29 protein-coding genes are annotated in these 21,393 nt (G+C 61.4%); 3 read left to right on the forward strand and 26 right to left on the reverse strand.

The genetic code is table 11. The annotated features are described in order from the left end of the window. Nucleotides 1-24: 24 nt before the first annotated feature. The 12 genes from AC5ZG5_RS25795 to AC5ZG5_RS25850 are packed head-to-tail and all read right to left on the reverse strand — an operon-like array spanning nt 25 to nt 7,530. Nucleotides 25-1,575, reverse strand: a complete 1,551-nt coding sequence (locus AC5ZG5_RS25795; protein WP_456644585.1) for a phage tail protein — start codon at nt 1,573-1,575, stop codon at nt 25-27. Then, nucleotides 1,568-2,011 carry a DUF6950 family protein gene (locus AC5ZG5_RS25800; protein ID WP_456644586.1) on the reverse strand — a complete coding sequence of 148 codons (444 nt, stop codon included), beginning with the start codon at nt 2,009-2,011 and terminating at the stop codon, nt 1,568-1,570. The genes AC5ZG5_RS25795 and AC5ZG5_RS25800 overlap by 8 nt, the downstream gene beginning before the upstream one ends. After that, entirely contained in the window at nt 1,987-2,601 is a 615-nt protein-coding gene (locus AC5ZG5_RS25805; RefSeq protein ID WP_456644587.1) for a hypothetical protein, read from the reverse strand. The genes AC5ZG5_RS25800 and AC5ZG5_RS25805 overlap by 25 nt, the downstream gene beginning before the upstream one ends. Next, complete coding sequence (locus AC5ZG5_RS25810) at nt 2,591-3,319, reverse strand: hypothetical protein (protein ID WP_456644588.1); 729 nt, start codon at nt 3,317-3,319, stop codon at nt 2,591-2,593. The genes AC5ZG5_RS25805 and AC5ZG5_RS25810 overlap by 11 nt, the downstream gene beginning before the upstream one ends. Further along, entirely contained in the window at nt 3,319-5,202 is a 1,884-nt protein-coding gene (locus tag AC5ZG5_RS25815) for a hypothetical protein (protein WP_456644589.1), read from the reverse strand. The genes AC5ZG5_RS25810 and AC5ZG5_RS25815 overlap by 1 nt, the downstream gene beginning before the upstream one ends. Beyond that, nucleotides 5,202-5,612 carry an HK97-gp10 family putative phage morphogenesis protein gene (locus tag AC5ZG5_RS25820; protein WP_456644590.1) on the reverse strand — a complete coding sequence of 137 codons (411 nt, stop codon included), beginning with the start codon at nt 5,610-5,612 and terminating at the stop codon, nt 5,202-5,204. The genes AC5ZG5_RS25815 and AC5ZG5_RS25820 overlap by 1 nt, the downstream gene beginning before the upstream one ends. A 1-nt stretch (nt 5,613) precedes the next feature. Beyond that, the gene (locus AC5ZG5_RS25825) at nt 5,614-5,745 is read right to left on the reverse strand and encodes a hypothetical protein (RefSeq protein ID WP_456644591.1); all 132 of its coding nucleotides are present in this window, start codon (nt 5,743-5,745) and stop codon (nt 5,614-5,616) included. Next, a complete protein-coding gene (locus AC5ZG5_RS25830) occupies nt 5,742-6,167 on the reverse strand; it encodes a GTA-gp10 family protein (protein WP_456644592.1) in 426 nt (141 codons plus the stop codon). Before AC5ZG5_RS25830 ends, AC5ZG5_RS25825 begins: the two co-directional genes overlap by 4 nt. Next, a complete protein-coding gene (locus tag AC5ZG5_RS25835) occupies nt 6,164-6,610 on the reverse strand; it encodes a phage tail tube protein (RefSeq protein ID WP_456644593.1) in 447 nt (148 codons plus the stop codon). Before AC5ZG5_RS25835 ends, AC5ZG5_RS25830 begins: the two co-directional genes overlap by 4 nt. A gap of 10 nt (nt 6,611-6,620) precedes the next feature. Continuing rightward, nucleotides 6,621-7,025 (reverse strand): DUF3168 domain-containing protein, encoded by a 405-nt coding sequence (locus AC5ZG5_RS25840; RefSeq protein ID WP_456644594.1) that lies wholly within the window; start codon nt 7,023-7,025, stop codon nt 6,621-6,623. Beyond that, nucleotides 7,022-7,177: a (2Fe-2S) ferredoxin domain-containing protein gene (locus AC5ZG5_RS25845; RefSeq protein WP_456644595.1), complete on the reverse strand. Its 156-nt coding sequence runs from the start codon at nt 7,175-7,177 to the stop codon at nt 7,022-7,024. Before AC5ZG5_RS25845 ends, AC5ZG5_RS25840 begins: the two co-directional genes overlap by 4 nt. An 11-nt stretch (nt 7,178-7,188) precedes the next feature. After that, the gene (locus AC5ZG5_RS25850; RefSeq protein WP_456644596.1) at nt 7,189-7,530 is read right to left on the reverse strand and encodes a phage head closure protein; all 342 of its coding nucleotides are present in this window, start codon (nt 7,528-7,530) and stop codon (nt 7,189-7,191) included. A gap of 65 nt (nt 7,531-7,595) precedes the next feature. Here AC5ZG5_RS25850 and AC5ZG5_RS25855 point away from each other — a divergent pair, with 65 nt between their 5' ends. Continuing rightward, nucleotides 7,596-7,781 carry a hypothetical protein gene (locus tag AC5ZG5_RS25855; protein ID WP_456644597.1) on the forward strand — a complete coding sequence of 62 codons (186 nt, stop codon included), beginning with the start codon at nt 7,596-7,598 and terminating at the stop codon, nt 7,779-7,781. Here the strand turns inward: AC5ZG5_RS25855 and AC5ZG5_RS25860 are convergent. Next, nucleotides 7,747-8,340, reverse strand: coding sequence for a class I SAM-dependent methyltransferase (locus AC5ZG5_RS25860; protein WP_456644598.1), 594 nt, complete (start codon nt 8,338-8,340; stop codon nt 7,747-7,749). The two genes, AC5ZG5_RS25855 and AC5ZG5_RS25860, sit on opposite strands and share 35 nt — an antisense overlap. Continuing rightward, the gene (locus tag AC5ZG5_RS25865) at nt 8,300-9,256 is read right to left on the reverse strand and encodes a glycosyltransferase family 9 protein (RefSeq protein WP_456644599.1); all 957 of its coding nucleotides are present in this window, start codon (nt 9,254-9,256) and stop codon (nt 8,300-8,302) included. The genes AC5ZG5_RS25860 and AC5ZG5_RS25865 overlap by 41 nt, the downstream gene beginning before the upstream one ends. Nucleotides 9,257-9,389: 133 nt before the next feature. Between AC5ZG5_RS25865 and AC5ZG5_RS25870 the strand changes: the two genes are divergently transcribed. Further along, nucleotides 9,390-9,647: a DUF6894 family protein gene (locus tag AC5ZG5_RS25870; protein WP_456644600.1), complete on the forward strand. Its 258-nt coding sequence runs from the start codon at nt 9,390-9,392 to the stop codon at nt 9,645-9,647. Here AC5ZG5_RS25870 and AC5ZG5_RS25875 read toward each other — a convergent pair. The 10 genes from AC5ZG5_RS25875 to AC5ZG5_RS25920 all read right to left on the reverse strand — a co-directional run bounded on the left by AC5ZG5_RS25875 (nt 9,644) and on the right by AC5ZG5_RS25920 (nt 17,503). Then, nucleotides 9,644-10,240, reverse strand: a complete 597-nt coding sequence (locus AC5ZG5_RS25875; protein WP_456644601.1) for a hypothetical protein — start codon at nt 10,238-10,240, stop codon at nt 9,644-9,646. The genes AC5ZG5_RS25870 and AC5ZG5_RS25875 overlap by 4 nt on opposite strands. Further along, nucleotides 10,221-10,574, reverse strand: a complete 354-nt coding sequence (locus tag AC5ZG5_RS25880; RefSeq protein WP_456644602.1) for a head-tail connector protein — start codon at nt 10,572-10,574, stop codon at nt 10,221-10,223. The genes AC5ZG5_RS25875 and AC5ZG5_RS25880 overlap by 20 nt, the downstream gene beginning before the upstream one ends. Then, on the reverse strand, nt 10,571-11,164 hold the full coding sequence (locus AC5ZG5_RS25885) for a hypothetical protein (protein ID WP_456644603.1): 594 nt from the start codon (nt 11,162-11,164) through the stop codon (nt 10,571-10,573). Before AC5ZG5_RS25885 ends, AC5ZG5_RS25880 begins: the two co-directional genes overlap by 4 nt. Next, entirely contained in the window at nt 11,161-11,424 is a 264-nt protein-coding gene (locus AC5ZG5_RS25890; protein ID WP_456671221.1) for a hypothetical protein, read from the reverse strand. Before AC5ZG5_RS25890 ends, AC5ZG5_RS25885 begins: the two co-directional genes overlap by 4 nt. A 188-nt stretch (nt 11,425-11,612) precedes the next feature. Further along, the gene (locus AC5ZG5_RS25895) at nt 11,613-12,980 is read right to left on the reverse strand and encodes a phage portal protein (protein ID WP_456644605.1); all 1,368 of its coding nucleotides are present in this window, start codon (nt 12,978-12,980) and stop codon (nt 11,613-11,615) included. A 4-nt stretch (nt 12,981-12,984) separates the two neighbouring features. Further along, complete coding sequence (locus tag AC5ZG5_RS25900; protein WP_456644606.1) at nt 12,985-13,227, reverse strand: hypothetical protein; 243 nt, start codon at nt 13,225-13,227, stop codon at nt 12,985-12,987. A gap of 53 nt (nt 13,228-13,280) precedes the next feature. Continuing rightward, nucleotides 13,281-14,597, reverse strand: a complete 1,317-nt coding sequence (locus AC5ZG5_RS25905; protein WP_456644607.1) for a phage major capsid protein — start codon at nt 14,595-14,597, stop codon at nt 13,281-13,283. A gap of 81 nt (nt 14,598-14,678) precedes the next feature. Continuing rightward, nucleotides 14,679-15,290 (reverse strand): HK97 family phage prohead protease, encoded by a 612-nt coding sequence (locus AC5ZG5_RS25910; RefSeq protein ID WP_456644608.1) that lies wholly within the window; start codon nt 15,288-15,290, stop codon nt 14,679-14,681. A gap of 12 nt (nt 15,291-15,302) precedes the next feature. Then, complete coding sequence (locus AC5ZG5_RS25915; protein WP_456644609.1) at nt 15,303-16,997, reverse strand: terminase large subunit; 1,695 nt, start codon at nt 16,995-16,997, stop codon at nt 15,303-15,305. Continuing rightward, on the reverse strand, nt 16,997-17,503 hold the full coding sequence (locus AC5ZG5_RS25920) for a hypothetical protein (protein WP_456644610.1): 507 nt from the start codon (nt 17,501-17,503) through the stop codon (nt 16,997-16,999). Before AC5ZG5_RS25920 ends, AC5ZG5_RS25915 begins: the two co-directional genes overlap by 1 nt. Before the next feature lie 581 nt (nt 17,504-18,084). On the opposite strand from AC5ZG5_RS25920, the gene AC5ZG5_RS25925 reads away from it, so the two are divergent. Beyond that, nucleotides 18,085-18,318 carry a hypothetical protein gene (locus tag AC5ZG5_RS25925; RefSeq protein ID WP_456644611.1) on the forward strand — a complete coding sequence of 78 codons (234 nt, stop codon included), beginning with the start codon at nt 18,085-18,087 and terminating at the stop codon, nt 18,316-18,318. A gap of 591 nt (nt 18,319-18,909) precedes the next feature. On the opposite strand, the gene AC5ZG5_RS25930 is transcribed toward AC5ZG5_RS25925, so the two are convergent. Next, entirely contained in the window at nt 18,910-20,001 is a 1,092-nt protein-coding gene (locus tag AC5ZG5_RS25930; protein WP_456644677.1) for a PAS domain-containing sensor histidine kinase, read from the reverse strand. Between the two features lie 39 nt (nt 20,002-20,040). Next, on the reverse strand, nt 20,041-20,829 hold the full coding sequence (locus AC5ZG5_RS25935) for an alpha/beta fold hydrolase (RefSeq protein ID WP_456644678.1): 789 nt from the start codon (nt 20,827-20,829) through the stop codon (nt 20,041-20,043). Between the last annotated feature and the right edge of the window lie 564 nt (nt 20,830-21,393).

Raw genomic sequence — 21,393 nt, forward strand, 5'->3', positions numbered from 1 at the left:
AGCGGTCGGAGTGCCCGACAGCCTTTAAGTGATCAGCGGCGGCTGCGCTGGCTGTGGAAGCTCGTCGATTGCCGGGTTGTAGGCTTCGATCCGATCCGGATCGATGACGTTGAAGGACCACACGATGCGGCCGCCCAGGAGGTCGACGTCCGCGTTCTGGATCTCGACGACGCAATCCTCGAGCCCGGCGATGAACGGATACTGCAGCGGCACCCACCGCTTGCCGAGATAGCGCAGACCATAGAGCGTCGTCGTGAATGTCCCGGTCATCTCCGGGTTGAGCCGCTGCATCGCACGGAAGCCGAGCCGGCTTGCCTGCGAGAACGACTGGACCCAGGACAGCGAGAGCGGCTTTGGCCGCTCGATACCGACATCCGAGATCGACTCCTCGTCCCGCATCTGGCCGAGATCGACCTCTACATACTTCGCGTTCGGGTCCGTAAAGCTGATGTCGAGGACGTTGACGAGTTGCTCGTCGGCTTGGCCGTAGTTGAGCGAGAAACCGAGAATGTGTTTTCCGGTCAACGGAGGATCGGTCGGCGCGCGGTAGACGCCGACGGTCAGCGCCAGCGTGCCGTCGCCAGCCTCCGTCAGCCAGCCGTCGCAGGTCGCCAGGATCGAGTTGATGACGTCTTCCGGATTGTTCGTGAATCGATACCAGCCATCAGCCTGGTAGCGAGACTCGGCCGATCCATTGGCGCGCAACACAGCCGCATCGCAGAGGTTCGCCTCGATCATCCATTTTGCAAGCGTCGCGGGCGGCAGGATGATGTTTCGATCAAGCCCCATGCCACCATCAACTTTCGTCAAATAGTCGATCAGGTGCAGGACCGGATTGCGGCTAAACTTCCATGTCGCCTCGTTGGTCGGCGACTGCGTCCCGTCTCGCGGGTCCCACACCAACGAGCACCGCGTCAGGACGGAAAGTTCTGGATGCCCCTTGGGGAAGATTCTGGAATAAACCTGCGGGTCGGGCGGCGCGCCACAAACCATCGTTGCCCACGCAATGCCGTCCCCTCTATGATTTACGGTCCAATAAGTGCTGATGAGAGGATCTGTGTAGAGCATCGGAGACCCGCCCTGCGACGGGTTGCCTACGGCGGTCTCCACCTTGATGAAGCTGCCGTACCGGCCATCTGAAAAACTCGATGTTACGAGCGACTGTCCACCATGCGAAATGTCGCTGGTCGTGATGACCGGATCGTCGGACAAATAGAATCCGATGAACGCGTCGACCTTCCCGGAATGCAACGCCAGAGCGTCAAACGATGCGTTTGGCGGCGGCCCGTTCGCCTCGAAAAGCATGTAGTAGCCGGCTAGACGATTGATGCCGTAGCCCCGAATGCGCGGCGGGATCGCCTGCTTGATCGCCTGAGAGCCGTCCTGCGCCTTCGGCAGGTTCGGCTGCCCGAGCGCATATTGCAGGCCGATCGACGCTCCGATGATCGCCGCGCCACCAACGATCGTCGGAAGCCCAATGCCGAAAACTGTCGTTCCTGCGATCCCGCCGAGACCAGCAATTCCGGCCGTTCCGGTCAACGGAGCAAGAAGCAAAAGACCAATCGTCTCAGCCATTCCAAGTCCACACTTGCAAGGCCGGCAGCGCGTCGGCGCCGGCAATCACGATGCCCATGTCGGAGGTGACGACAGCCCGCTCGCCATCGTCGACCGCGATGGCGCCAGTCGGCCGCCGCTGCACCTTCCCGCGCCGCTCCGCATATGGCGCCATCACCGCGAGCAGGTCGCCCGGCCGCGCACTCTCGGTCTCGACCATGCCGATGCGCTCGAGGCGCGCCGCGCAGCAGCGCAGGAAGCCTCCCTCGCGGCGGATGATGCGCAGGAACTGCCGCTCGCTCGCATACGCGCCGCGGATATCCGCAATCGGGTCGCGCGCGCCGCGGCTCACCATCCAGTTGGCCATGAAGATGCCGCAGTCGAGAACGCCCGGCTTCCAGCGAAGGTGCCGAAGCGAGGCAAGATAGGCGCCTAAGGATCCGGAAACGTCGGCCATGTCTTGGAAAAACCGGTGGCGTAGATCTGGACGCGTTCACAGAAGCGGTCACCAGGTGATCGCGCTTGCTGGTCGCGGTTAGTGAAATAGGAGAATTTCGGCCGGCGCCGGCCGGTGAACGTCGTCCCGCACGACAGCCGGATTGTACGGATGGGATCGGCCTCCGGATTGTCGACTGCCGGGTTGTCGATTCCGAGAAAGTCGGCGACGTAATTCGCACACCAGCGGACAGGCCCCAGGAGCTTCCAGTCCTGCCCCATGATGGCGAAGCCGACTGCGAGCGCCTTACCCTTTACGTCCTGAGCGTCGCCGGCGGCCGCGATTTCCTGAACCTTGCCGGAGACGCCTGAAAGCGTGAATTCGACGCGTTCGGCAGCCCCGTTGATGAGTTGCTTGAAGTTCGGAACGTTCCTCATCTGGCCGAAGCCGAGATAGCGCGCGCCGGCAGGATCGAAGACGTTAACCCCCGGCTCGATTGCCCCAATCCCGAGCCAAATCCGGACGATCGGATCGGTCTCCAGGCGGAAGAACACGCCAATCCGCTGCGTGCGGCTGTCAAGCGCCGCAAGCTCGTCAGCGTTAAAGTCCATCGAACGCCTCGACAAAGCTTACGCTGGCCGAATTGAAGGTCCATGGCGTCACGTTGAGGTCCATCGCATTGGTCTGCGCCAGGCGCATCACGCAGCGCGGCCGGTCGAATTCGAGCAACGTTCCCGCGGTGACTGCCTCGCGCAGCGGCGGGTTGAAGGTGATGGTCGCCTGGTCGTCGTCGGTGTAGTCGACCGTGGCGATCTCATAGAGCCGCCAGCCAAACGTCGGGTGCTCGATCGAGAAGGACTCGCCGCCGAGCAGCGCGCCGGCATAATTGATGGTGATGTCAAGCGACGTATCGCGCAGCCCCGCGGCACCGCAGCTGATGTCGATGATCGACTGGTAATAGCCAGCATCGTCATCGAACAGAGCGCCGTCCGAATGCGGGATGTCGATATTGATGCTCTGAGAGACGCCCGTCGGCCACGGCCGAAACCGGGCTTCGTTGCGCGGCACAATTATCTGGTTCACACCACCGTCGGCGATTTGCCGAATGGACCGCCAGAGAAGGGTAGTCACCCTCTGCCGATCACGACCGCGCAGCCCCTTCCCGCCGCTGAGCGAAACGTCGCTCATGGTGCAGGACCAGAAGCCCCCGCCGTCGCTACGGACGAGCACTGCGACGCTATCGGCCGTTGTCCCCGGCGTCGTGGCGACGCCGCGCAGGTTCCAGCTATGCTGTCGCTCGCGCAGCAGCCGGCGCGGAAACTCGATCATCAGCCGACCCCCGTCTGCTGCATCCGCTGCGTGGTGGTGAACGCACGCGTCAGGCCATCAGCCTTGCTGTTGACCGCAATTAGAGCGGCTTGGAGCCGGTCTACCGTGGCTTGGCTGACGTCGCCGCCGACGTTGATCATGTTCTGGACGGTATTGCCGCCGACCATGTTCCGCGCGCGGATATTCGGAATAACCTGAGTTCCTTTCGGCAAGTTGAGGAGCTCCTTGCCGTTCTCTCCGACCCAGGCAAGACCACCCGGCGCACTGTCGGTACCACCCGCAAAACCCGGAATGATGCCTTTCAGGAATGAAGCGGCCGGCGACAGTCCGCCGGATGACGGCGCGGCAAAGATGGCATTGGCGAACGAGTTGATGCCGGCCCGCGCGAGCGTCTTGAGCAGGTTAAGCAAGACATCGTTGAGGTTTTTCGCCTCAAGCGCGGCATCTGCAAATGAATTTCCCAGTGCCGAACCAAGCGTAGCGCTGGCGCTGTTGATCTTGCCTACGCTCTCGCGCGCGGCATCGAATGCCGCCGTCGCCTGCCCGACGTTGCTCGCTGCCGTCAGGAAAGCGTCCGCATGCTCCTTGGTGAGTTGGATTCCTGATTGCTGCAGAGCCTCAATGGCGCTCATGGAGGCGCGCAACTCGGTATACCGATCGATCTGCTCCTGCGTGACCTCACCCTCGTCCTTGCGGATCGCGTTCAGGAGCTGGAATTCAGCCCGAAGCTGAGCCTGCGCGGCGTTGTTCTGGCTGACGGCGATGGTGTCTGCGCGGAGCGATGCCGTGTGGCGGGTGATCTGCTCCTCAGTTCGGTCGAAGGAGTCCTGAGTATCGCCGCCGGTGCTTTTGAGCGGCACATTGCTCAAGCCGCGATTGCGGTCTAGCGTCGAGGTCCCCTGCCCGTTGATGATCACGCGCGCCGGGCCTCGCCGGTCGTCCCGCGCGCCGGCCGACGTGTCGAGCCCCGCGCTTTCGTCCACCTGCGTCCGGCGGCTCTGGAAAGCCTTGAGCGCCTCGCTCGCCTTGGCGATATCCGACGCGGCCGCAGCCGCCTGCGTATCGATCAGGCCACCCTTGAACAATCCCAGGAACCGGACGGCCAGGTCCAGCAAGCTGATGACGTCTTGAAGGTCCGTCTTGATGAAATCGAACAGATGCTGCGCCAAGTAGCCCTTGACGTTCTGGACAGCCGTCTTCCAGGCCTCATCGAACGCCTTGGCGGAATCGGCGATAGCCTGCAGATCGGGCGCGGCCGCGGCTGCATTCTTGGAGAGATAGGTGACAGCCTCGCCACCCTGCTCCAGAAACTTCACCATCGTTTCCGACTGGCCCGCAGCCTTGGCGAGATCGATCTTCTGGATTTCGGTCCGCGCGTTCTGGACCAGATCGGCGACGAGCGCGAAGGTCTGTTGCAGGTTCAATGCCTGGACGTTGACTCCCTTCAGCGCCTGCGGATTCGCGTCGAAGAGTTCGCTCAGCGAGTTCTTCTCGCCGCGCTGGAGCTGATCGAGGAGAACGGCAAGGTTTCTCAGGCTCGCCGTGACGTCGTCGACCGGCGCTCCTGCCTTGCCGGCGGCCTGCTGGACGCCGAAAATGTCGTTCATCGATACGCCGACGAGCTTCGCAGTGGCGTCGAGCTCGGTGAAGCGGCGCGTCAAATCCTTGACGAAGTCGATAGCCTGATCGAATCCCTTCCGGGCGAAATCCGCCGCGAAGTTGCCCAGGAACGTCCCCGCAAACGGATTGAGCCTGGAGAACCGATCCTCGATCTGCGAGGCCTGCCTGTCGGCGATATCGCCGGCGCGCTGCATATCCTTCTCAAATCGGGTCAATTGAGCCGACAGAGCGACGACGAGCGCTGCAGTATCGTTGCCGGCCATTATTCAGCGGACCTCTTCTTGATCGCTTTAGTGATCCGGCGCTTCACCGCAGAGCGAATCTGCTTTTTGTTCAGCCGGTATGTAGGAAAAAAGAAGGGCTGAGCCTTCATATTTGCGGTGCCAAATTCGTCGGCTCGGGCGTAATCATAGGGCTCACTCGAAACCGACGGCCTGATCGTCAATCGTCCGCCAGCGACGACTCTGACGACAGTGTCCGTCTTGCGGTCAGGCACCTTCCTGACCGAGTGCTCCAGATTTCCTTCGTCTTTGGGTGCCACCGACTCGATCAGACGGACGAGATTGTCCGCTCGCGCATTCAATTCGTCGACCGCTTCCTTGTGCACCTCGGCTTGCAGCTCTTTCGTTAGCTGGCGAAAGCGCTGGACGCTCTTGTTCGGTCGTCTCGCCATCTCAGGAAGCTTTCAGCCACTCCCAAATGTCGTCCGCTTCAGCTTGCGAGAGCGAATTGCTCTCCTCCATAGCCCCCGCAACCATCGCCCAGAACTGCCACATGGACATCTGGTTGATCTGCTGCGGCGTCATTTGGAGTTTGGCACCTGCTGCGTAGAGCGCTCCGAACCGGACCTTCCCGTTAGGGAGGTCGTCGATTTTTTGTCCCGATCCGGAGCCGCGGATTTTTTTTCGATCTGTTCCTCCGGAGCACCGTGGCAGCCCGCCGCCATGACAGCGTAGGCGATCAATCGATTCTCCGCTGGCGGCCGCGCCTTGACGAACATGTCGATCAGCTTCGACGCGTCGACCGGCGCCAGGCCGCCGCCGATCAGGCCCCACAGGAGAACGTCGGCGATCTCCTGAAGCCGGCAGGCCCCGGTCTTGAGCCGCTCCAGCGTGACGAATGGCCCCGCGTCGCACGACTCCTGAACATTGGCGAGCTCGCCCCAGCCGAGACGGAACCGGTACTTGCCGTCGCCAAAGCTGAGGATGACGGATGCGTCGCGGCTCACGGCGTCGGCGCCGATACGCGAGTGAGCTCGCCGTCGCTCTGCATCTGGACATTCGCGGTGACGCGGCCGCCCTGCTCGGCGCCGGTGGTGAACGTGGCGACATGCATGAAGCCGGTCCAGGTCACCGTCTTGGCCGGGAATTCGACCTCGATCTTGACCGGAACGCTCTCGGCGTTCTCCCAGGCGTCAAGCCATTTGTCGACGGATTCCGCGGCGAGAACGCCCTCGCCGGTCACCGAAGCGGACAGGCTGGTCGCGTCACGACCCACCCAGGCGACCGCATCGGGATCGTCGCAGTCCGGAATGTTGACCTCGGACAGGTTCTTGGTGAGCGTCAGCGACTTCGACGTGAAGCCGCATGGCGCCGTGTAGACGAGCGGTGAATTGCCGTCGCCGAGCAGGACCTTGAACTTGCCGAAACGCGCAGTGGTTGGCTTGGCCATCGATTATCTCCTATGGCTGTTCGATGAATGCCGTGAACTCAATTACGGCGTGGTTGGTCAGGCCGTCCGGATCGCGAAGCGTCCGGGTCTGGCTGTACTCGATCGAGACGAGTGCGTTGGCCGTCAGCGTCAAATCGTATTCGTGCAGAGCGATACGCACCTGCTCCGCGATCTGCTTCACCTCTGGGAGCCCGACGGTGCGAGACCAGGCGTCGATCTGGATGGTGACGTTGAATCCGGTGATGCAATCGGCATTGTCTGAAATTGCCTGCTCTGGTCCCCACGAGACGTAGGGAAATGTCGCTTTCTCCGGAACGTTGTCATAGATGCGATTGCCGACCAGCGTCGTCAGTCCGGGAAAGGCCTTCAGGCGCGCCACGACCGCACCCTGTAATTCGAGCGTCGGGCTTGTCACTTCGATGCCGCCTTGTTCGTTGGGACAACGTCGCCCGCGCCAGCTTCCAGGATCGCGCGCACGGCCGCCTCCGGAACTCGCTCATATCGTTGGCCGCCGGCGTACACGACAATGACGCCAGCGCGCGGCCGATAATCGAATGTCCGGCTCATTACGACCGTCTTCAAGCCGCCACCCCCGACTGACAAAGCATCTCGAAATACGCCCCGGAATCGTCCGGGTCGACGATCGAGCGGATGTTGTAGATCTCGCCTGAGCGGGCATCCCGGGCGCGCCAATCCGTCGTCACCTGCTCTGTTTTCGAGCTCTGCCGCACCGTGATCGTCAGCGGCTGCTGGCCAGCGAGCCGCGCCGCCGTCACCGTCTCGCCGCCGAACTTCGCCTGCACGCCCGCCCAGACGACAAACTGCTCGACGAAATCGGACTGCGTATTGCCGTATCCGTCATCAATGTCCTGGCGCTTATCGAAAGCAATGCGGTGGCTGAGTTGGCCCGCTGAGGTCATGCGCTTTACACCCGGAGGAAAATTTCCTAGACCGCTTCCGCAATAACAATGGAGAGCTTTTTGCTATGGCGAAGAAGGTGAAGAAGACCGCTGTCCGTAGGCCGTTTACCAAGGACGACGTGAAAGCACTCAAGGCGCATTCAAGAGCAAGAACGCCTATCGCCAAGATTGCCAAGCAGATGAAGCGTACCGAAGGATCACTACGACAAAAGGCATTTAAGCTCGGATTTGGCTTGGGTCACGCTCGTTAGGCATTATCTGAAACGCTAGCCACGTGCCGGCCACGTGCACGACGTCCTCACCCTCCTCTTGCAGGTCATCCAGAACTGTACTCACGTCGACCACGTCTCGGCCGTGGTCGTCGTGGAATATCACGATGCCGCCAGGATTGAGGATCGCGCGCGCTAGCGCATAATCGTGGCGCACGGCCGCCGCCTCGTGGCCGCCATCGATGAATACGGCATCCATCTTCGGCAGATCGCTCGGCATTAGATCGAATGAACCTCTGCCGCAGATGATCAGACGAAACCGAGGATCGTCCATCGCGATCGAGCCCGGGTTCGCCAGCACCTCTTTTCGCTGCACCACCTTGGGCGTGCAGTAATCGGCCGGAACGTCGACCCCGAAATAGCGCTCGATGCCGGGCACGTTCCGCAGGATCGCCTTGGCAGTACGGCCCGTGTTGGCGCCGATCTCGAGCACCGACCGCGCGCCGACGCTCGCGATCAGCTGAATGAGAACGTCGAGTTCGCCCGGGTTGACGTAACGGCTATGCAGCCCCGACAAGTCGGCCGGCTGCGCTTCGATCACAACGGTCCGCCGCCGCGGCGGCGAATATGGCAAGGCGCTCACGGGCGGCGTCGATGTCGATTTCTTTTCGGCAAGCATGGTGATGGCTGAAGCACTCGCACGGGTTAATTGGGTCGATGCCGAGAACCGGAGCGTCCTTGGCACCATCGAAGAAGAATTGAGACCGCTCATAGCCGCCAAACACCATGGAGACCGGCGTTCCGACCGCCTGCGCCAGCACGCCGGCGAAACCAGGCGAGCAGTAGACAAGCGCCGACATCGACGTCAGCGCCGCGAGCGTCTCGAATTCGAGCTCGCCAGCATGACATTCCGCATCCGCCTCGATGCGCTCACCGACGATCCACTCCTTGCCGGGCACCAAGTCGGCGACCGAAACCACGAAGAACCGCTCGCGGATCAAACGAAACAGCGCCGCATATGCGGCATGGACCGGATTTCGCGCAGCGCATCCGCCCCAATCCAACGGACGGTCGACCAGCGGCCGGTAGAGCATGAATGGGCGATCTGGATTCCAGCGCTCCAACCATGCGGAAGCCTTCGCGCGCCATGCCGGAGGCACAGGGAGCCGGAAATCGGCAGCCGCGACATCCGTACCGGTCGCCGCGCACATAGCCGCCATTACCGAGCCGTGACGCCGGACTTCCGCCGGCGGATAGTTGACCGCGATCACCTTCGTACCGACCGCCGGTCGCGACCGGGAGAACATCGCCTGCTCGCGCACTGCATTCTTCGCCTGCGTGCGGAGCCTCGTCTGCTTGTGGATCACCTTCAGCCCCTCGGCGATCAGGTCGTGATAGATCGACACCCAGGAGCTTTCCAGCCAAACCTCGTGCTCACGCATGAGCTGACGCACAATCGCCCGCTGCCGGATATTGTCGCCGAGGCCATGCATGCCCCGTATCAGAAGCGGCGTCATTTACCGAATTGCTTTTGTTGAGGTGAGCACTAGGTGCCAGCCAGCCGAACGGTTAGGAACTTATTCCAACGTAAGTAGTTAAGCGAGCTGCGCGCGGGTAGGAACGCCTCCGCGATGGACGTTTTGTAGTTGCATGCCGCGCTACTATTTCGATTTCCACGACGCGGAAGGCGTCACCACAGATGAAACCGGGGAAGAACTCCCGGGCGATAACGCTGCGCGCGCTATGGCTATGATCGCGCTAGGCGAAGTCGCACGCGATGTCACCATGTCCGGTTATGAAGGCCTAATTGCTATCGAGGTCCGAGATGAGAAAAAGGAACCCTTGCTGGCAGCCTCTGCGGTGATACAGGTGATAAGCAGCAAGCCTGCGAGTCTGCTGAAATCTTAGTATACCGACACTTCTTGAAATTGCTTAGTCGGATAGGCCGTCAGCGCCGAGCCCGGGCTGCAATTGATAATCTCAACGCCTAGCGGCGTCGACCAGCGCGCTGAAAGCCAGCGGTGGACGTTGTTAGGCCTCGGATTATTTAGGCCCGCCCCATGACGCCCATGCCAGTGCTCGCCGCGCGCAAGCGTCATGTCGAAGCCGACCAGGAGTATCCTGCGCGCGCCCCACTGAATGGCGAGGTTAAGCGCCTGAAACCCAGAATTTCCCCCATCGCCGACCAGCCCCGTCATTCCTGTGAGGATGACGTCACAACCTCTGCATACCTTAACCTTGACGAGATCGAACTCTTCCGCCGCGCGCGCCTCGTCCGTGATCTTGAGGCCGAGAAACCCCGGCGCACCGCGCGCAGCCCGCCACCAGGCGCCGTCACAGGCATAAAGCACATCCGCCCAAGGACAGAGCCGCCAGCTTTCGTTGATGGCGATGAACCGCGCGCAGCCGCGCATCCTCGCGAGCGGCACACTCAGCGCGCTCGGGCCAGAAGCAACAATGACCGCAGTCTCGCCGGACCAATCAGGCCAATGCCGGGTCACGATAGCGATGCAACAGCGCCGTTGCCGGTTTTGTGAGATAGCCGTCCGCAGGCGCCTGGTCGGTCTCGCCGTCGCCGCGATGCTCCCAGAGCCAAGCCAAGGTCAGCAGAATGGCCGCGCGAATCCCCGGCGGTACAGTGTCCTCGTCCCATGTCGGCTTTTCGCGCTGGATATAGCCGTCAATGTAGTTCAAGACAGCGTCAGTTGCCTCGGCTATCTTGCGCTCGACTTCGGGCGTCCGTGGATCTTCGGAGAACTCTTCCGGGCTGTTGCCATCGGTTTCCAGATCGAGCCGAAGATGATCGTTGGCCTGCGCCAGCGTGATTAGGTTCATTTGCCCGCGCCTCCGAGCTTGCCATCCTTGCCGTCCCGACCACGCTTCACGGCCAGACGCCAACCGCTGTCAGCCGTGTCGGGCTTGGCCGAAGTATCGCGCTGCGCGATCCAGAACGACCCCGCCCAGGTGACGCCAGCGCCCTTGCGATACGACCGCTCCGTCCAGACGCCGCGGTCCACGACCACCGGAAGTGGAAAGTCCTTGATCACGGCACCGCGCTGAAAGCGGAGTGTTACGCCGCGCTCGTCCTCAATCAGGTCGAGATTATCGAACCCGATCCCATCCGCACCATCCTTGCCGTCCGCCCCGTCGCGGCCGTCCTTACCAGGTCGGCCGGGCGCGCCGTCGGAGCCGTCCTTGCCCACGACAGGCCCCAGATAGTGTGACGACCCGTCGGTCATCGTCAGAACGAGATTTCCGCCACGGTCGATGAGCGCGCTCGCTGCGCCGACACCGTCGCGGCCATCTTTACCGTCGCGACCGCGCGCGCCATCCTCACCCTTCCGGCCATCCGCACCATCGCGCCCATCACGGCCCGGCGCTGGCGGATTCGCGGCCAGATATTCGGCCACCGCAGCGGCAATCATTTCGGCGCTCGGCGGCTCGGCGTCCTTTCCATCGCGACCGGGAGCCCCATCCTTTCCGTCACGACCGGGAGCGCCATCCGCTCCGTCGCGCCCGGGCGCTCCATCTTGACCCGGATCACCCTTCTCGCCTCGATCTCCCTGGGGTCCAGTATCGCCCTTCTCGCCGCGCTCGCCAGCCTCGCCTCTTTCACCTTTCGGCCCCGCTTCTCCTCGTTCACCCTTTTCCCCGCGCTCTCCTCTCGGCCCCGCTTCGCCAGCATCGCCCTTCTCACCGGGCGGGCCCGGCTCGCCTCTTTCACCGCGCGCGCCCGCTTCGCCTCGCTCCCCCTTATCGCCACGCTCCGGCTGCCGTGCCTCCAACGCTTCTATGCGACGAAGCAGCGGAGCGACCGCCGCCTCGAGGTGAGACTTGACGATGGCCGCCGTGGCCTCCGCGAGTGCCTTCGTGTCAAGCATTTAGGGCCTCTCGGAGGTCTTTTTCGTACAGCGCCAGCATAGCGCGGGCTTGCTCCGGATTGTCGTTTGCAGGGAGAGCCGCTGGTGCCGGCTTCGTTCCGAACGGATCATCCCGAGCGTCGCGCTTTGCCAGCGCTTCCAGGCTGTAATCCTGCTGCTGCCGATAGACGGCGGCGCCGCCGGCGACCGGCGGGAGATTGACGCGCAGACGCGCCTCGTTCGGCGTAAAGGTATTCTTGCCCTTATCGAGCACTTCCATCTGCGTGACGCTGTCCATGCGGAGCAGGTTGTCGAGATCAAACTCGGTCCCGTAGGTCGCGCCGTCGACCTTGACGCCCAGGCCGATCCCGAGCCCCTCATCGAGGCACAACTCGGCGTCTTCGATTAGCCGCTGCAGCGCCTGCGAATAGTATTCGACGTTCAGAGCCTGGATATTGTTGTAAGTCGGCATCTGCCCGACGCCGATCTTGTAAGGCGGGACATGGTAGGTGGATGCGACGATCTCGGCCGTCCACCGCAACTGCTCGATGAGCTGCGCATCGACGGCGGTCGTCGCCATCGACTCGAACTTCAGCCCGTCGCCAAGAACAGCCACCTTGCCGACGTTGGCGCCGGTGTAGTTCTTCTCCCAGTTTTCTTTGAGCCGCGCCGCCGTATCGTTCCCGATCGCGCCAGGCGCTGTCAGAATTCCGCTCGGCATCGATCGATTGCCGAAGAAGACCGCCGAATTGTTCTGGATGTTCAGCGACTGCGTTGCGGCGACGCCGTTCGCGAAGATGGGCGATAGCCCGACAAGCGGATGAAAGAGGCAATTGTACCGGTCGTGGATGATCTCGCTGGAGGGAACGAGCACGCTCTCTTGGACGCCGGAGAGATTGTCGGCACTCAACTGGTAGAACACCGACCCGTCATCCGACACCATCGGCGTGACGAGCTTCGGGTCGAGCACATAAAGCGCAACGACCACGTTGCGGTTGTCGCGCTCTTTCAGCACATAGGTGTTGCCATAGGTCAGCTTCGAGAGGATCCAGCTTTCCCAGAACTGGATTCGCGTCTGGAACCTGTTCGGCTTGCGAAGCACCGGACCATAGGACGGATGCTGCGCCACTTCGGTCCAGATGCCGTTACTGTCCTGCTGAACGAGCTTCACCCGCAGCTTTGCAATATCGGACGCGATGAGCGTCTTGCAGGCGAAGTTCGCGGGATTCGACAAGACGAGATCGCGCCGGACCTCAAAATTGCGCTGCCACGCGCCGGAGAACGACTCCAGGATCGTGTACCAGACGCCATGATAAGCGGAGACAGGCGCGATCGCCTTCTCCCGCGGCTGGCGCGTGATGCTGAGGCCGAAAATCTGCAAAGGATCAGTCCATTAAGCCAAGTTCGCGCTTTAGGCGAGTGGCGCCCCAGCGCTTATCGGGCTCCTCGCCTTTTTGCTTCAGGTATTCCGCGCGGAGCTGATCGAGCTCAGCATCGTCGACCTGACGAACGGGCTCGGGAGAAGAAGGCTTCTCGGTCGCGGAGGAATACCCCAGCTTTCGCAAGGCTAGAGCGTAGCGAGGATCACGAGCGCGCAGCGCCCGCGTCATGTAGGTGGATGATTTCATCGCAATCTCCGGGAGCAGCCGGCCGCGGAGGGGCCGCGGCCGGCCCAGTGCGACTAGGCGCCCCAGTTGACATGATCGAGCAAGGCGACGGCCGATGCACGACGCTTGGCCCAGTTCAGGATGCGCTCCGCGCGGAACGCGACCGAATTGGTCTGCCACATCGAGACCATCGAAGTGGCTGTCGGCGTGACCACATCGTTCGTCGGGTTGTCCAGCATCTGGAGCGACGCCTCACGGGAGACGTCGATCTGCACACCGCCTTCGTCCGAGAAGTACACGTCCGCGGCGTTGACCAGGGCGACGAAACCGCCTGCCGATACCGGCGCGAAGTATTCCGACGTGATGACCGGAATGCCCTCCAACAGGCCGCCGTTCATGTTGATGTCGGGGAACTCCTTTTGACCCAGCGGGTTGCGCATCAGCGAGAGCGCCAGTGCGGTGATGGATGACATGATAAACACAGCGGTCGTCGGCGGATTGTTCGCCGCCACGAACGTGGCCATCAGGGCCCGAATGTCCTCGCGGATGTGGTCCGCGTCATTCCCCGACGAGTGGATCGCAGCAACGCCGTTCGTGATCGATGCGGGGCTCACACCAGCCGCGGCCGCCTTGGCCGGATCGATGAAATCGATATCGACCCGCTCCGCCACGGCAGCGGCAAGCGCGTCACGCAGGATCGTATCGGCCGACGGACTAGACTTGCGGATCAGCTCTTCGGTCACGACGCTGATGGTCGCGACCTTCAGTTCGTCGAGGGTGGTGCGGTTGAAGTCGAAGGCGGTCAGCGGCTTCGGCTTGCCCTCGCCGACCCAGTAAGCCTGGCCGCCGCCGGTCTGGCCGATTAGCGGCGTGCGGAACGGCACCCGGCGCAAGGACGGAATGCCACCGGCACCGAACTTGCCCACGATGGTCATCGGCCGAAGGAACTCGACGAAGTCCGCGTAGACCGAGGTCTCATCGCCAACCAGGTCGGCCGCCCAATTGCCGCTGATTGAGGAGCCAGCGACCACGTTGGCCTTGGTGACGATGCGATAGACCGGCGAGTTCTCGCCGTACAGCGCCTTAGCCACCTCGCGTACACTCTCGCGATCCAGGTGGGCGATCGCCTTGACCCGGGCCAATCGAGCGAACTCGACACCCGGCGCCGCCTTCGGCGCGGTCTTCACCTGCGCCGGCACTGTGGTGCGAGACTGCGTGCCCTGCTCGGCGGCGGCGCCGGCGACCGGACGTGCGGTGGCCTTCGCGGCCGTCTCGAGCGTGCGCAGACGCTCGATATGCTGGTCCACGGCTTTGATGTCGGCGGCGATGCCGTCGTACTCCTCCTGCTGCGACGCATCCAGCGTCGCGCCTTCGGACGCGGCCTTGTCCATGATGGCTTCCATGCCAGCCACAAGCGACGCGCGCTTGGCCTCGAAAGCCGAAATCTGTTCAGCGTATTTGCTCATAGGTGATTACCTTTTGATCGAGCGGATGATGAAGGGTGAAGCCCGATCGCGGGCGGGATCGGCCAGCTTGACGACGCGGACACGCGGGCCTGACGCGGCCATGCCCTGGTCTGTTGCTGACGGTCGAACTGGACGCTCGGATTCTGCCGGGGCGCCCACATCGAAAGACTTGATGGCTGAAATCACGGCATCGGCCTGAGCCGGCACCGAAACGAGCGAGAGCTCGTAAACCTCGATTTCCGAGAAGCGAATGCCGCCATTCTCGATGAAGCTGTATTCGATCGGCCGGAAACCGATGGAGACGGCGCGGACCAGGCCGTTCTTGACCTCGCCCCAGGCCATGTCGACGCGATCTTTCAGCGGGCCCGGCTCCTCGATCTTTGGCAGCCGCGCCTCAAACGTGACGCCCTGCGCGGTCGGCTTGTCGAATTTCACCATGCCGACCGGCCGGTCGCTGTCATGCTGATGAAGCAGAACCAGCGGATTCTTGAACTTAACGCCGAGAGGCTCGACGATATCGCCCATGCGATCGACACTAGGGGTCGTCGCGGTGCCGGTGATCACGCGCTCGTCTTCATCCATCGCCTTCACGGCGAGGACGGAATAGGCTCTGTTCATGTCAGGATTTCCTCAGACGAACATCATCTGGAATTCCGGGTTCCGCTTCGGCTCCGGATTTCGCGCCATTAGCATCACGGCGTTGAATGCCGCGATCAGCGGGTCGATCTTCGCTTTTCCCGCGATCTGCTTCGTCACCAGAGTGGCGTTGCCGCGCTTTTCCGCCTTCGCGTTGCCGACCACCCAATTCATCATGGCCGATCCGTCGTGTTCGATTGTGCCGTCAGCGAGCTTGCGCTCGAGCCCGAGCACCGCTCCATTCAATTTGTATCCCTGCGCGATGCCAAGAAGCTGCTTCTCCTCGATACCGCGGCCGGTCAATTCCTCGATCATCGCGGTGACGCCGAACGGGTCCAGGCCGATCGCCGCCTCTTCCGGAAGAAGATCGGCAGCCTTTACCCGATCGATGATGTCGGCGAGCTCTTCGACGTCTTGCGTCGGGTGCTTGCAAATGGTGAGCGAGCCCTCTTTCTCGAAATCGCGCAGCCGCGGCGCGATTTCCTGCCGAAGATCCAGAACATCTGGATGCGCCCAAGCGTGTGCCCACAACAGCCATTTGCGCGTGTCGCGATCGCGCCCGATCAGCGCCAGACCGAGAAGGTCGTCGAGACCGCCCCCGTCGCCGCCGGCGACAACCACATCACAGCGGCCGAGGAACGTGTCGAGATCACGAAGCGCCTTATTGGCGCATCCCTCCCAATATTTCGCGCCACCCCACCGATTATTCGCAAGCCGCAGGCCGATTTCAACATTCAGGTGTTTCGCGAGGAACACCTGATATTCGCCGCCGGTCGCGTCCTTTACCTTTCGGAGCTCGTCGACCAACCACTCCTTGTCGACAGATCGGCCGATATTCGGGTTTGTGATGTAGAAATTGCCCGGCTCGAGATAAAACTCGCTCTCGACCATCTCCTCCGGAAACTCGTACAGCACCGGCAGGCTTTTGCGGTCTTCGATTGTGCCGTCGCGGACGCCACGGAAGTAATCCAGCTTCGCCTTGAACACGCCGGCCGGCTCCGCGTCTGCCTGCGTCGACAGGTAGATCACGAAACCCTCCGGCCGCGACACCTGACCGCCGGTCGCCTCCCGGAGCATCGCGTCGGCATTCGCCTTCTTGCCGAACAGCCAAAGCTCGTCGACCAGGACAAAGGCAGCTTTCTTGCCCGAGACGGTCTCATTGTCGGCCGCCACCACCTTCAACACGGCATTGGTCAGCTTGTGCGTGATCGTCCGGATATGATCCTGAATGTGCAGGATGCCGCCCTGGGCCCAATCCAATTCCGGATCCTCGCGGATCATGTCGCGCGCCGGGTGGAACGCGTTGTTCGCGACCTCGATCGTGGGCGCCAAGATCAGCAGCTCGGCTGAATGCCTCCAGTTTCGGATCAGCGCGGTCACCATGATGCCCGCCGCAATCGTCGACTTCGAATTTTTCTTGCTGATAAGCAGGAAGAACTCTCGGATCAGCCGTCGGGCTTTGTCCGCATCATATGCGCCGAAGATCGCGGCGACGAAATCGAACACCCACTGTTCGCACGCCTCGCCGAAGGTCGGCTTGCCCGGCGCATCGACAATGCGCAGCGACTTGAAGACGTCGAGCGCCGCAGCCGCCTCATCGGCAAACAGCGGACTCGGTATCAGCGATCGGCGCTTGACGATCCGCTCCCGCCAATCTGGGCAAGCGGTCGACCACTCCAGCTTTGACATCAGTGCGTCGCAACCGATTTAGGCGGCGCCGGCGGCGCAAACTTGCTCCCGGGCTGACCAACCTGTTCGGCCGACCGCTGGCGCTGAGCCTTCTTTCCGCCCTCGGCCGCGGCGCCGGACTCGTTCAAGGTCTTCGCGGCCAGCGCAAGCGACTTCAGAACCTCGGCGCGCTGCTTGAGCGACACCGCCTGGCGCAACGCCTCCTTCTGCTTCTCCAGCTCTTCCCCGTCGACCGCGATATCGATGATCGCCTCGAGATCACCAACCCGGGATGTCGTCGCGTCAAGCTCATCGAGCATCCGGAGAGTGAGATTCCGCCCCCGACCAACTATGGCCTCAGGGCTGGTCGTCTCCGGAGTGACCGGGGTCGGGGTTATGACTATCGTCTCCGGCACGGTACGCACTTTCGGCTGCGTACCGGTCCTGACCCAATTCTCTTTCTTCGCACGCTTCCGGATCGCGCCTTCCGAGATCGAGTACCACACCGCAAGTTCGCGGTTAGACATTGATCCGGAACAGAAATCTCTTTTGATCCCATCCCAATCGATGGGTTTTTTGTCATCTGCCATTTTCAGTACGCGGGACGGTACGCACCTCGAATTTCTCCACCGAGGAAAAAATCTCTGCGTGAGGTGGCCGCCGGTGCCGAAGGGAGGCGGCTCGGAAGTTTCCGACCGCCCCCCTACCTCTTGGCTGCTCTTTCCTCGGCCTGGATGAGGCTGTCGTGAACAGCCTTGGTGACCGTCTCTATGTTGTTGATGTCCCAGAACAGCGCTGGGTCGCCTTTGTGTGGCACCTTGTGGTTTGCCACGGGACTATCTGGATCGGGATGCTTGCCGCCGCAGACCACCCTGGTGCGCTGGCACGTGTATGAATCCCGCAGAAAGACCTCTTGCCTCAGAGCCCGCCAACGCGGGGTTCGATACCATTGCCGCCACGGCGCAAGCTGCTCACGACGCCGATCCGCCGCCCTTTGATCACCTGCCGCGTAACTCAGCCGAGGAACCGCAGTGCCTAGCCGAGGCTTCAATGTCGTAAGCTTGGCCATTTCAACAAGCTGCCGCCAGAGACAACGAAAGGCCGGACGATGGCAGACGATTTATCAAACGCTCCGCTAAACCACAGCGACGACTTTCAGGAGATGATGATGCAGGACAGCAATGTCATGTCCATCTCCGAAGATCCGCTTGTAGGAAGCCTGACGATCCTGACGACAAAGGGTCACTACGACTTCCTGATCAACCAAGAACTAGCCAACGAGCTGATCCAGAATCTCAGGGAGTTCCTAAGAGGAGAGAGTGAGAATCTGCTCGATGATTAAAGCCGGGTCCGAACAGTATTCGCTCGGTGCGGTGTCAGCGTGCAGCATCACCAGATCATCGACTGGCTCTTGCGCAAAGAGCACCTTGCGACGGCGACGGATACGCGACTTGCCGCCGTCGCTTGGTGGCTTCCCGAAGGGAACGTGGATCACTTCACCCATGCACGCTGCACGATCATTTCCCGTGAAACAAAACCAGAACGATGTCGGAAACCAGACGTGCTTTTAACGCCGCTCAAGCGGCGCGGACCAGCGCTGTAGCTGGTGCGATGTCGTTCCACTTACCGCCCGAAGGCGCGGCCTCTAACCGGGTATCCGAACATCGTCTTTGTGCTAGGTTTGTACCCGTATGTGATTTGCTTGATACCAGCAAGAATCCGAACCTTTTATTCACAGGTCATCAACAGATGTCGTCGCCTTTAGGTAGAGCGTGAACTTATCAGCGCGCAGCCATAGGCTAGCTGACAGAAGCTGGATGAATCGGAGACGGTTATGCTGATCTGGCGCGGCGTCACGCCAAGCTTTCCGACTCGAAGGACCGAAAAGTTGCCAAAGACACACCGATCGTTCCGAGGGCGGCACGCTGGGCCGTTAACCGAGCGGCATCGAGAAAGTAAATCGCGTCTCCGCGGGACTTGAAGCGACTGTCAAAGTACCGCCATGAGCCTTGGCGATTTGGGATGCGATATAAAGGCCGAGTCCAAGTCCTTGTCTGTTTGCGCGCGCGTTTCCGCGGAAGAACGGCTGGAATAGCTTGTCCAACGAGGCTTCTGGGATCGCTTCTCCCGCGTTGGCAACCCAAATTTCAAAAGAGGCGGGACGCGTCTCGGCATGAACCACGACGGGTTGATCGGGCGCTCCATGCGTCAAAGCATTCCCGAGCAGGTTGGAAAGCATCTGTCCGATGCGGGAACGATCGCAGTTCACGGGGCGATCGATTTTGAACTCGGCCTCGATCACCCGCCCTGGCGATGCTAGCCTCAGTTCGTCCACAATTTGAGCAAGGACCGGCTCCAACGGCTTTCCCGTATCGCGGTCCAACGCGACGCCACCTCCGAGCCGACCGCGTGCGAAATCGAGCACATTATCGATCAGCCCCGCCATCCGTATGACTGTGGTTTGCATCATGGCGATGACCTGACGTTCCTTTTCGCCTTTCGCCGTGCGATCCAGGATGCGTGCACCCGCGCTGATCGAGGCGAGTGGATTGCGAAGATCATGACCGAGCACTGCGATAAACTGTTCGCGCAGCTCCGAGGCTTCTTGCTCACGCTGCAGTTTTTCTTCCGTTGCTTTTTCGGCGGCTTTCGCCAGCTCGCGAGCCCCGAGAAGCTCCAGTTCGTAGCGGCGCCGGTCGGTCGCCCTAATTAGGGCTAAGCGGATGGACAGCGGCTTGCCATTGGCGTCCCTGCGCTCTTTAGCATTGGCGATCATCTGCAGAGGCTGCCCGTCGGACTTCAGTACGTCGAAGGCGAATTCCTCAAACGAGCCCTGCATGCGCAACAGCGGAGCGATATGTGTTTCGTAATAGATCCGGCCGGCCATAGTCAGGAAGTCGCTAAGACGGTTCCCGATCATCTGATCGGCCGTATGAAAGCTCCAAGTCAGAAAAGTTCGGTTCACATACTCGATGCGGCCACTGGGCAAGAGCGAGATGTAACCGCACGGAGCATTCTCAATCATTTCTTCGAAATCAAGCTGGGAGGAGGCGTCCACGTGTGGTCACACAAAGGTTCGCATCGCGGCCACGACTTCTTCAGGCGCGCTAAGGTTCGGGCAATGACCGGTCGCTTTCAAGACGATCATGCGACTGTTCGGAATGGAGCGGTTGACGAAGTCGCCGACCTCTTGCGACGCGATGATGTCCTCGCTGCACTGGAGAACCAGCGTTGGAACCGCGACGCGAGCGAGGTCGTCCCGATTGTCGGAGGTGAAAGTCACGCGCGCAAACGCCTTGGCAATCTCCGGATCGGTGCGGCAAAAGCTATTGGTCAGCTCCTGACCGAGTTCCGGCCTGTCCGGATTGCCCATGATCATCGGTGCCATTTGGGTCGACCAGCCCATGTGATTGGATTCCAAAAACTCCAGCAACTCGTCGATCTGCTTCGCGCTGAAACCTCCAGCATACCCATTGTCATCTATGTAGCGTGCCGAGGGGCCGATCAGAACCAACTTGCCGAACATGCCCGGCGCCCTCTCTGCAGCTAGCACTCCGATCATGCCGCTAACGGAATGCCCAACGAAGACGGCATCCTGCAATCCCAGTTCCTGGCCGATCTCCACCACGTCATCGGCATAGCCCGCCAAACTCGAGTATTTGACCCTGTCGTAGGCGCTCAAGTCTGAGCTACCGGCGCCGACGTGGTCGAACAATATCGTCCTGAAGTCGCTTTCGAAGGACGGCGCCACGAACCGCCACATGTTCTGGTCGCATCCGAATCCATGCGCGAACATCATCGCCCTTTCACCGGCGCCCCGAACGTGCACGTAGTTCCGTTCGATTACTCCCACGATTGCGGCCTCCGGGTCTGAGTCATTGATTAGACCCCAATCAAGCCATTTAGGTATCGTGCAATGTCGCGGCAAACCGATCGGGAATGATACTACGCACAGAGGTGCCCGGACGTTCCGTACTGGGCTGGCGCGCACTCCATCCTTTGTACCTGGGCGTCGGTACATACGAAGCACCAACCGTGGAGCCACCTACGTCGATGCCCGTCCAGGTCCCCGTCACCTCACGTGTTGCTCGATCCTTGCGACATATTGCAACGCAGTGCGAGCTTGGCCCTAGAGGAGTAAAGCGGACTACCTTCCTACACCGCCTCCACTTTCTCCAACTGCGCGCCGGCAAAGACCACCCTCGTTTTCCTGCCGAATAGATCGATCAGCGCTGCAACGGCGCCCTTTGCATCCAGCGAGAAGACGGTCACTGAACGGCCCCTCTGAGACTCGGACGTCCTCACCTATCGTGAAATTATGCACGCCGATGATAGCTCGCACGGCGCGCTCAAGTTCAATCTCTTCGCGGCGTCTGATGGCCTTGATCGCCCCTCGCTGCAATGCGCATGGGAAGCC

This window comes from Bradyrhizobium sp. Ses1 (assembly GCF_059512365.1).

What these genes read in the sequence shown, in the direction of transcription:
- AC5ZG5_RS25805 (WP_456644587.1), bottom strand. Translation starts at nt 2,601, where the DNA reads ATGGACTTTAACGCTGACGAGCTTGCGGCGCTTGACAGCCGCACGCAG.
- AC5ZG5_RS25930 (WP_456644677.1), bottom strand. Translation starts at nt 20,001, where the DNA reads ATGATTGAGAATGCTCCGTGCGGTTACATCTCGCTCTTGCCCAGTGGC.
- AC5ZG5_RS25820 (WP_456644590.1), bottom strand. Translation starts at nt 5,612, where the DNA reads ATGGCGAGACGACCGAACAAGAGCGTCCAGCGCTTTCGCCAGCTAACG.
- AC5ZG5_RS25850 (WP_456644596.1), bottom strand. Translation starts at nt 7,530, where the DNA reads ATGACCTCAGCGGGCCAACTCAGCCACCGCATTGCTTTCGATAAGCGC.
- AC5ZG5_RS25890 (WP_456671221.1), bottom strand. Translation starts at nt 11,424, where the DNA reads ATGCTGGCGAAGCGGGGCCGAGAGGAGAGCGCGGGGAAAAGGGTGAAC.
- AC5ZG5_RS25825 (WP_456644591.1), bottom strand. Translation starts at nt 5,745, where the DNA reads ATGACGCCGCAGCAGATCAACCAGATGTCCATGTGGCAGTTCTGGGCG.
- AC5ZG5_RS25880 (WP_456644602.1), bottom strand. Translation starts at nt 10,574, where the DNA reads ATGAACCTAATCACGCTGGCGCAGGCCAACGATCATCTTCGGCTCGAT.
- AC5ZG5_RS25905 (WP_456644607.1), bottom strand. Translation starts at nt 14,597, where the DNA reads ATGGACAAGGCCGCGTCCGAAGGCGCGACGCTGGATGCGTCGCAGCAG.
- AC5ZG5_RS25795 (WP_456644585.1), bottom strand. Translation starts at nt 1,575, where the DNA reads ATGGCTGAGACGATTGGTCTTTTGCTTCTTGCTCCGTTGACCGGAACG.
- AC5ZG5_RS25810 (WP_456644588.1), bottom strand. Translation starts at nt 3,319, where the DNA reads ATGATCGAGTTTCCGCGCCGGCTGCTGCGCGAGCGACAGCATAGCTGG.
- AC5ZG5_RS25885 (WP_456644603.1), bottom strand. Translation starts at nt 11,164, where the DNA reads ATGATTGCCGCTGCGGTGGCCGAATATCTGGCCGCGAATCCGCCAGCG.
- AC5ZG5_RS25920 (WP_456644610.1), bottom strand. Translation starts at nt 17,503, where the DNA reads ATGTCTAACCGCGAACTTGCGGTGTGGTACTCGATCTCGGAAGGCGCG.
- AC5ZG5_RS25910 (WP_456644608.1), bottom strand. Translation starts at nt 15,290, where the DNA reads ATGAACAGAGCCTATTCCGTCCTCGCCGTGAAGGCGATGGATGAAGAC.
- AC5ZG5_RS25855 (WP_456644597.1), top strand. Translation starts at nt 7,596, where the DNA reads ATGGCGAAGAAGGTGAAGAAGACCGCTGTCCGTAGGCCGTTTACCAAG.
- AC5ZG5_RS25900 (WP_456644606.1), bottom strand. Translation starts at nt 13,227, where the DNA reads ATGAAATCATCCACCTACATGACGCGGGCGCTGCGCGCTCGTGATCCT.
- AC5ZG5_RS25925 (WP_456644611.1), top strand. Translation starts at nt 18,085, where the DNA reads ATGGCAGACGATTTATCAAACGCTCCGCTAAACCACAGCGACGACTTT.
- AC5ZG5_RS25815 (WP_456644589.1), bottom strand. Translation starts at nt 5,202, where the DNA reads ATGGCCGGCAACGATACTGCAGCGCTCGTCGTCGCTCTGTCGGCTCAA.
- AC5ZG5_RS25870 (WP_456644600.1), top strand. Translation starts at nt 9,390, where the DNA reads ATGCCGCGCTACTATTTCGATTTCCACGACGCGGAAGGCGTCACCACA.
- AC5ZG5_RS25915 (WP_456644609.1), bottom strand. Translation starts at nt 16,997, where the DNA reads ATGTCAAAGCTGGAGTGGTCGACCGCTTGCCCAGATTGGCGGGAGCGG.
- AC5ZG5_RS25845 (WP_456644595.1), bottom strand. Translation starts at nt 7,177, where the DNA reads ATGAGCCGGACATTCGATTATCGGCCGCGCGCTGGCGTCATTGTCGTG.
- AC5ZG5_RS25800 (WP_456644586.1), bottom strand. Translation starts at nt 2,011, where the DNA reads ATGGCCGACGTTTCCGGATCCTTAGGCGCCTATCTTGCCTCGCTTCGG.
- AC5ZG5_RS25835 (WP_456644593.1), bottom strand. Translation starts at nt 6,610, where the DNA reads ATGGCCAAGCCAACCACTGCGCGTTTCGGCAAGTTCAAGGTCCTGCTC.
- AC5ZG5_RS25865 (WP_456644599.1), bottom strand. Translation starts at nt 9,256, where the DNA reads ATGACGCCGCTTCTGATACGGGGCATGCATGGCCTCGGCGACAATATC.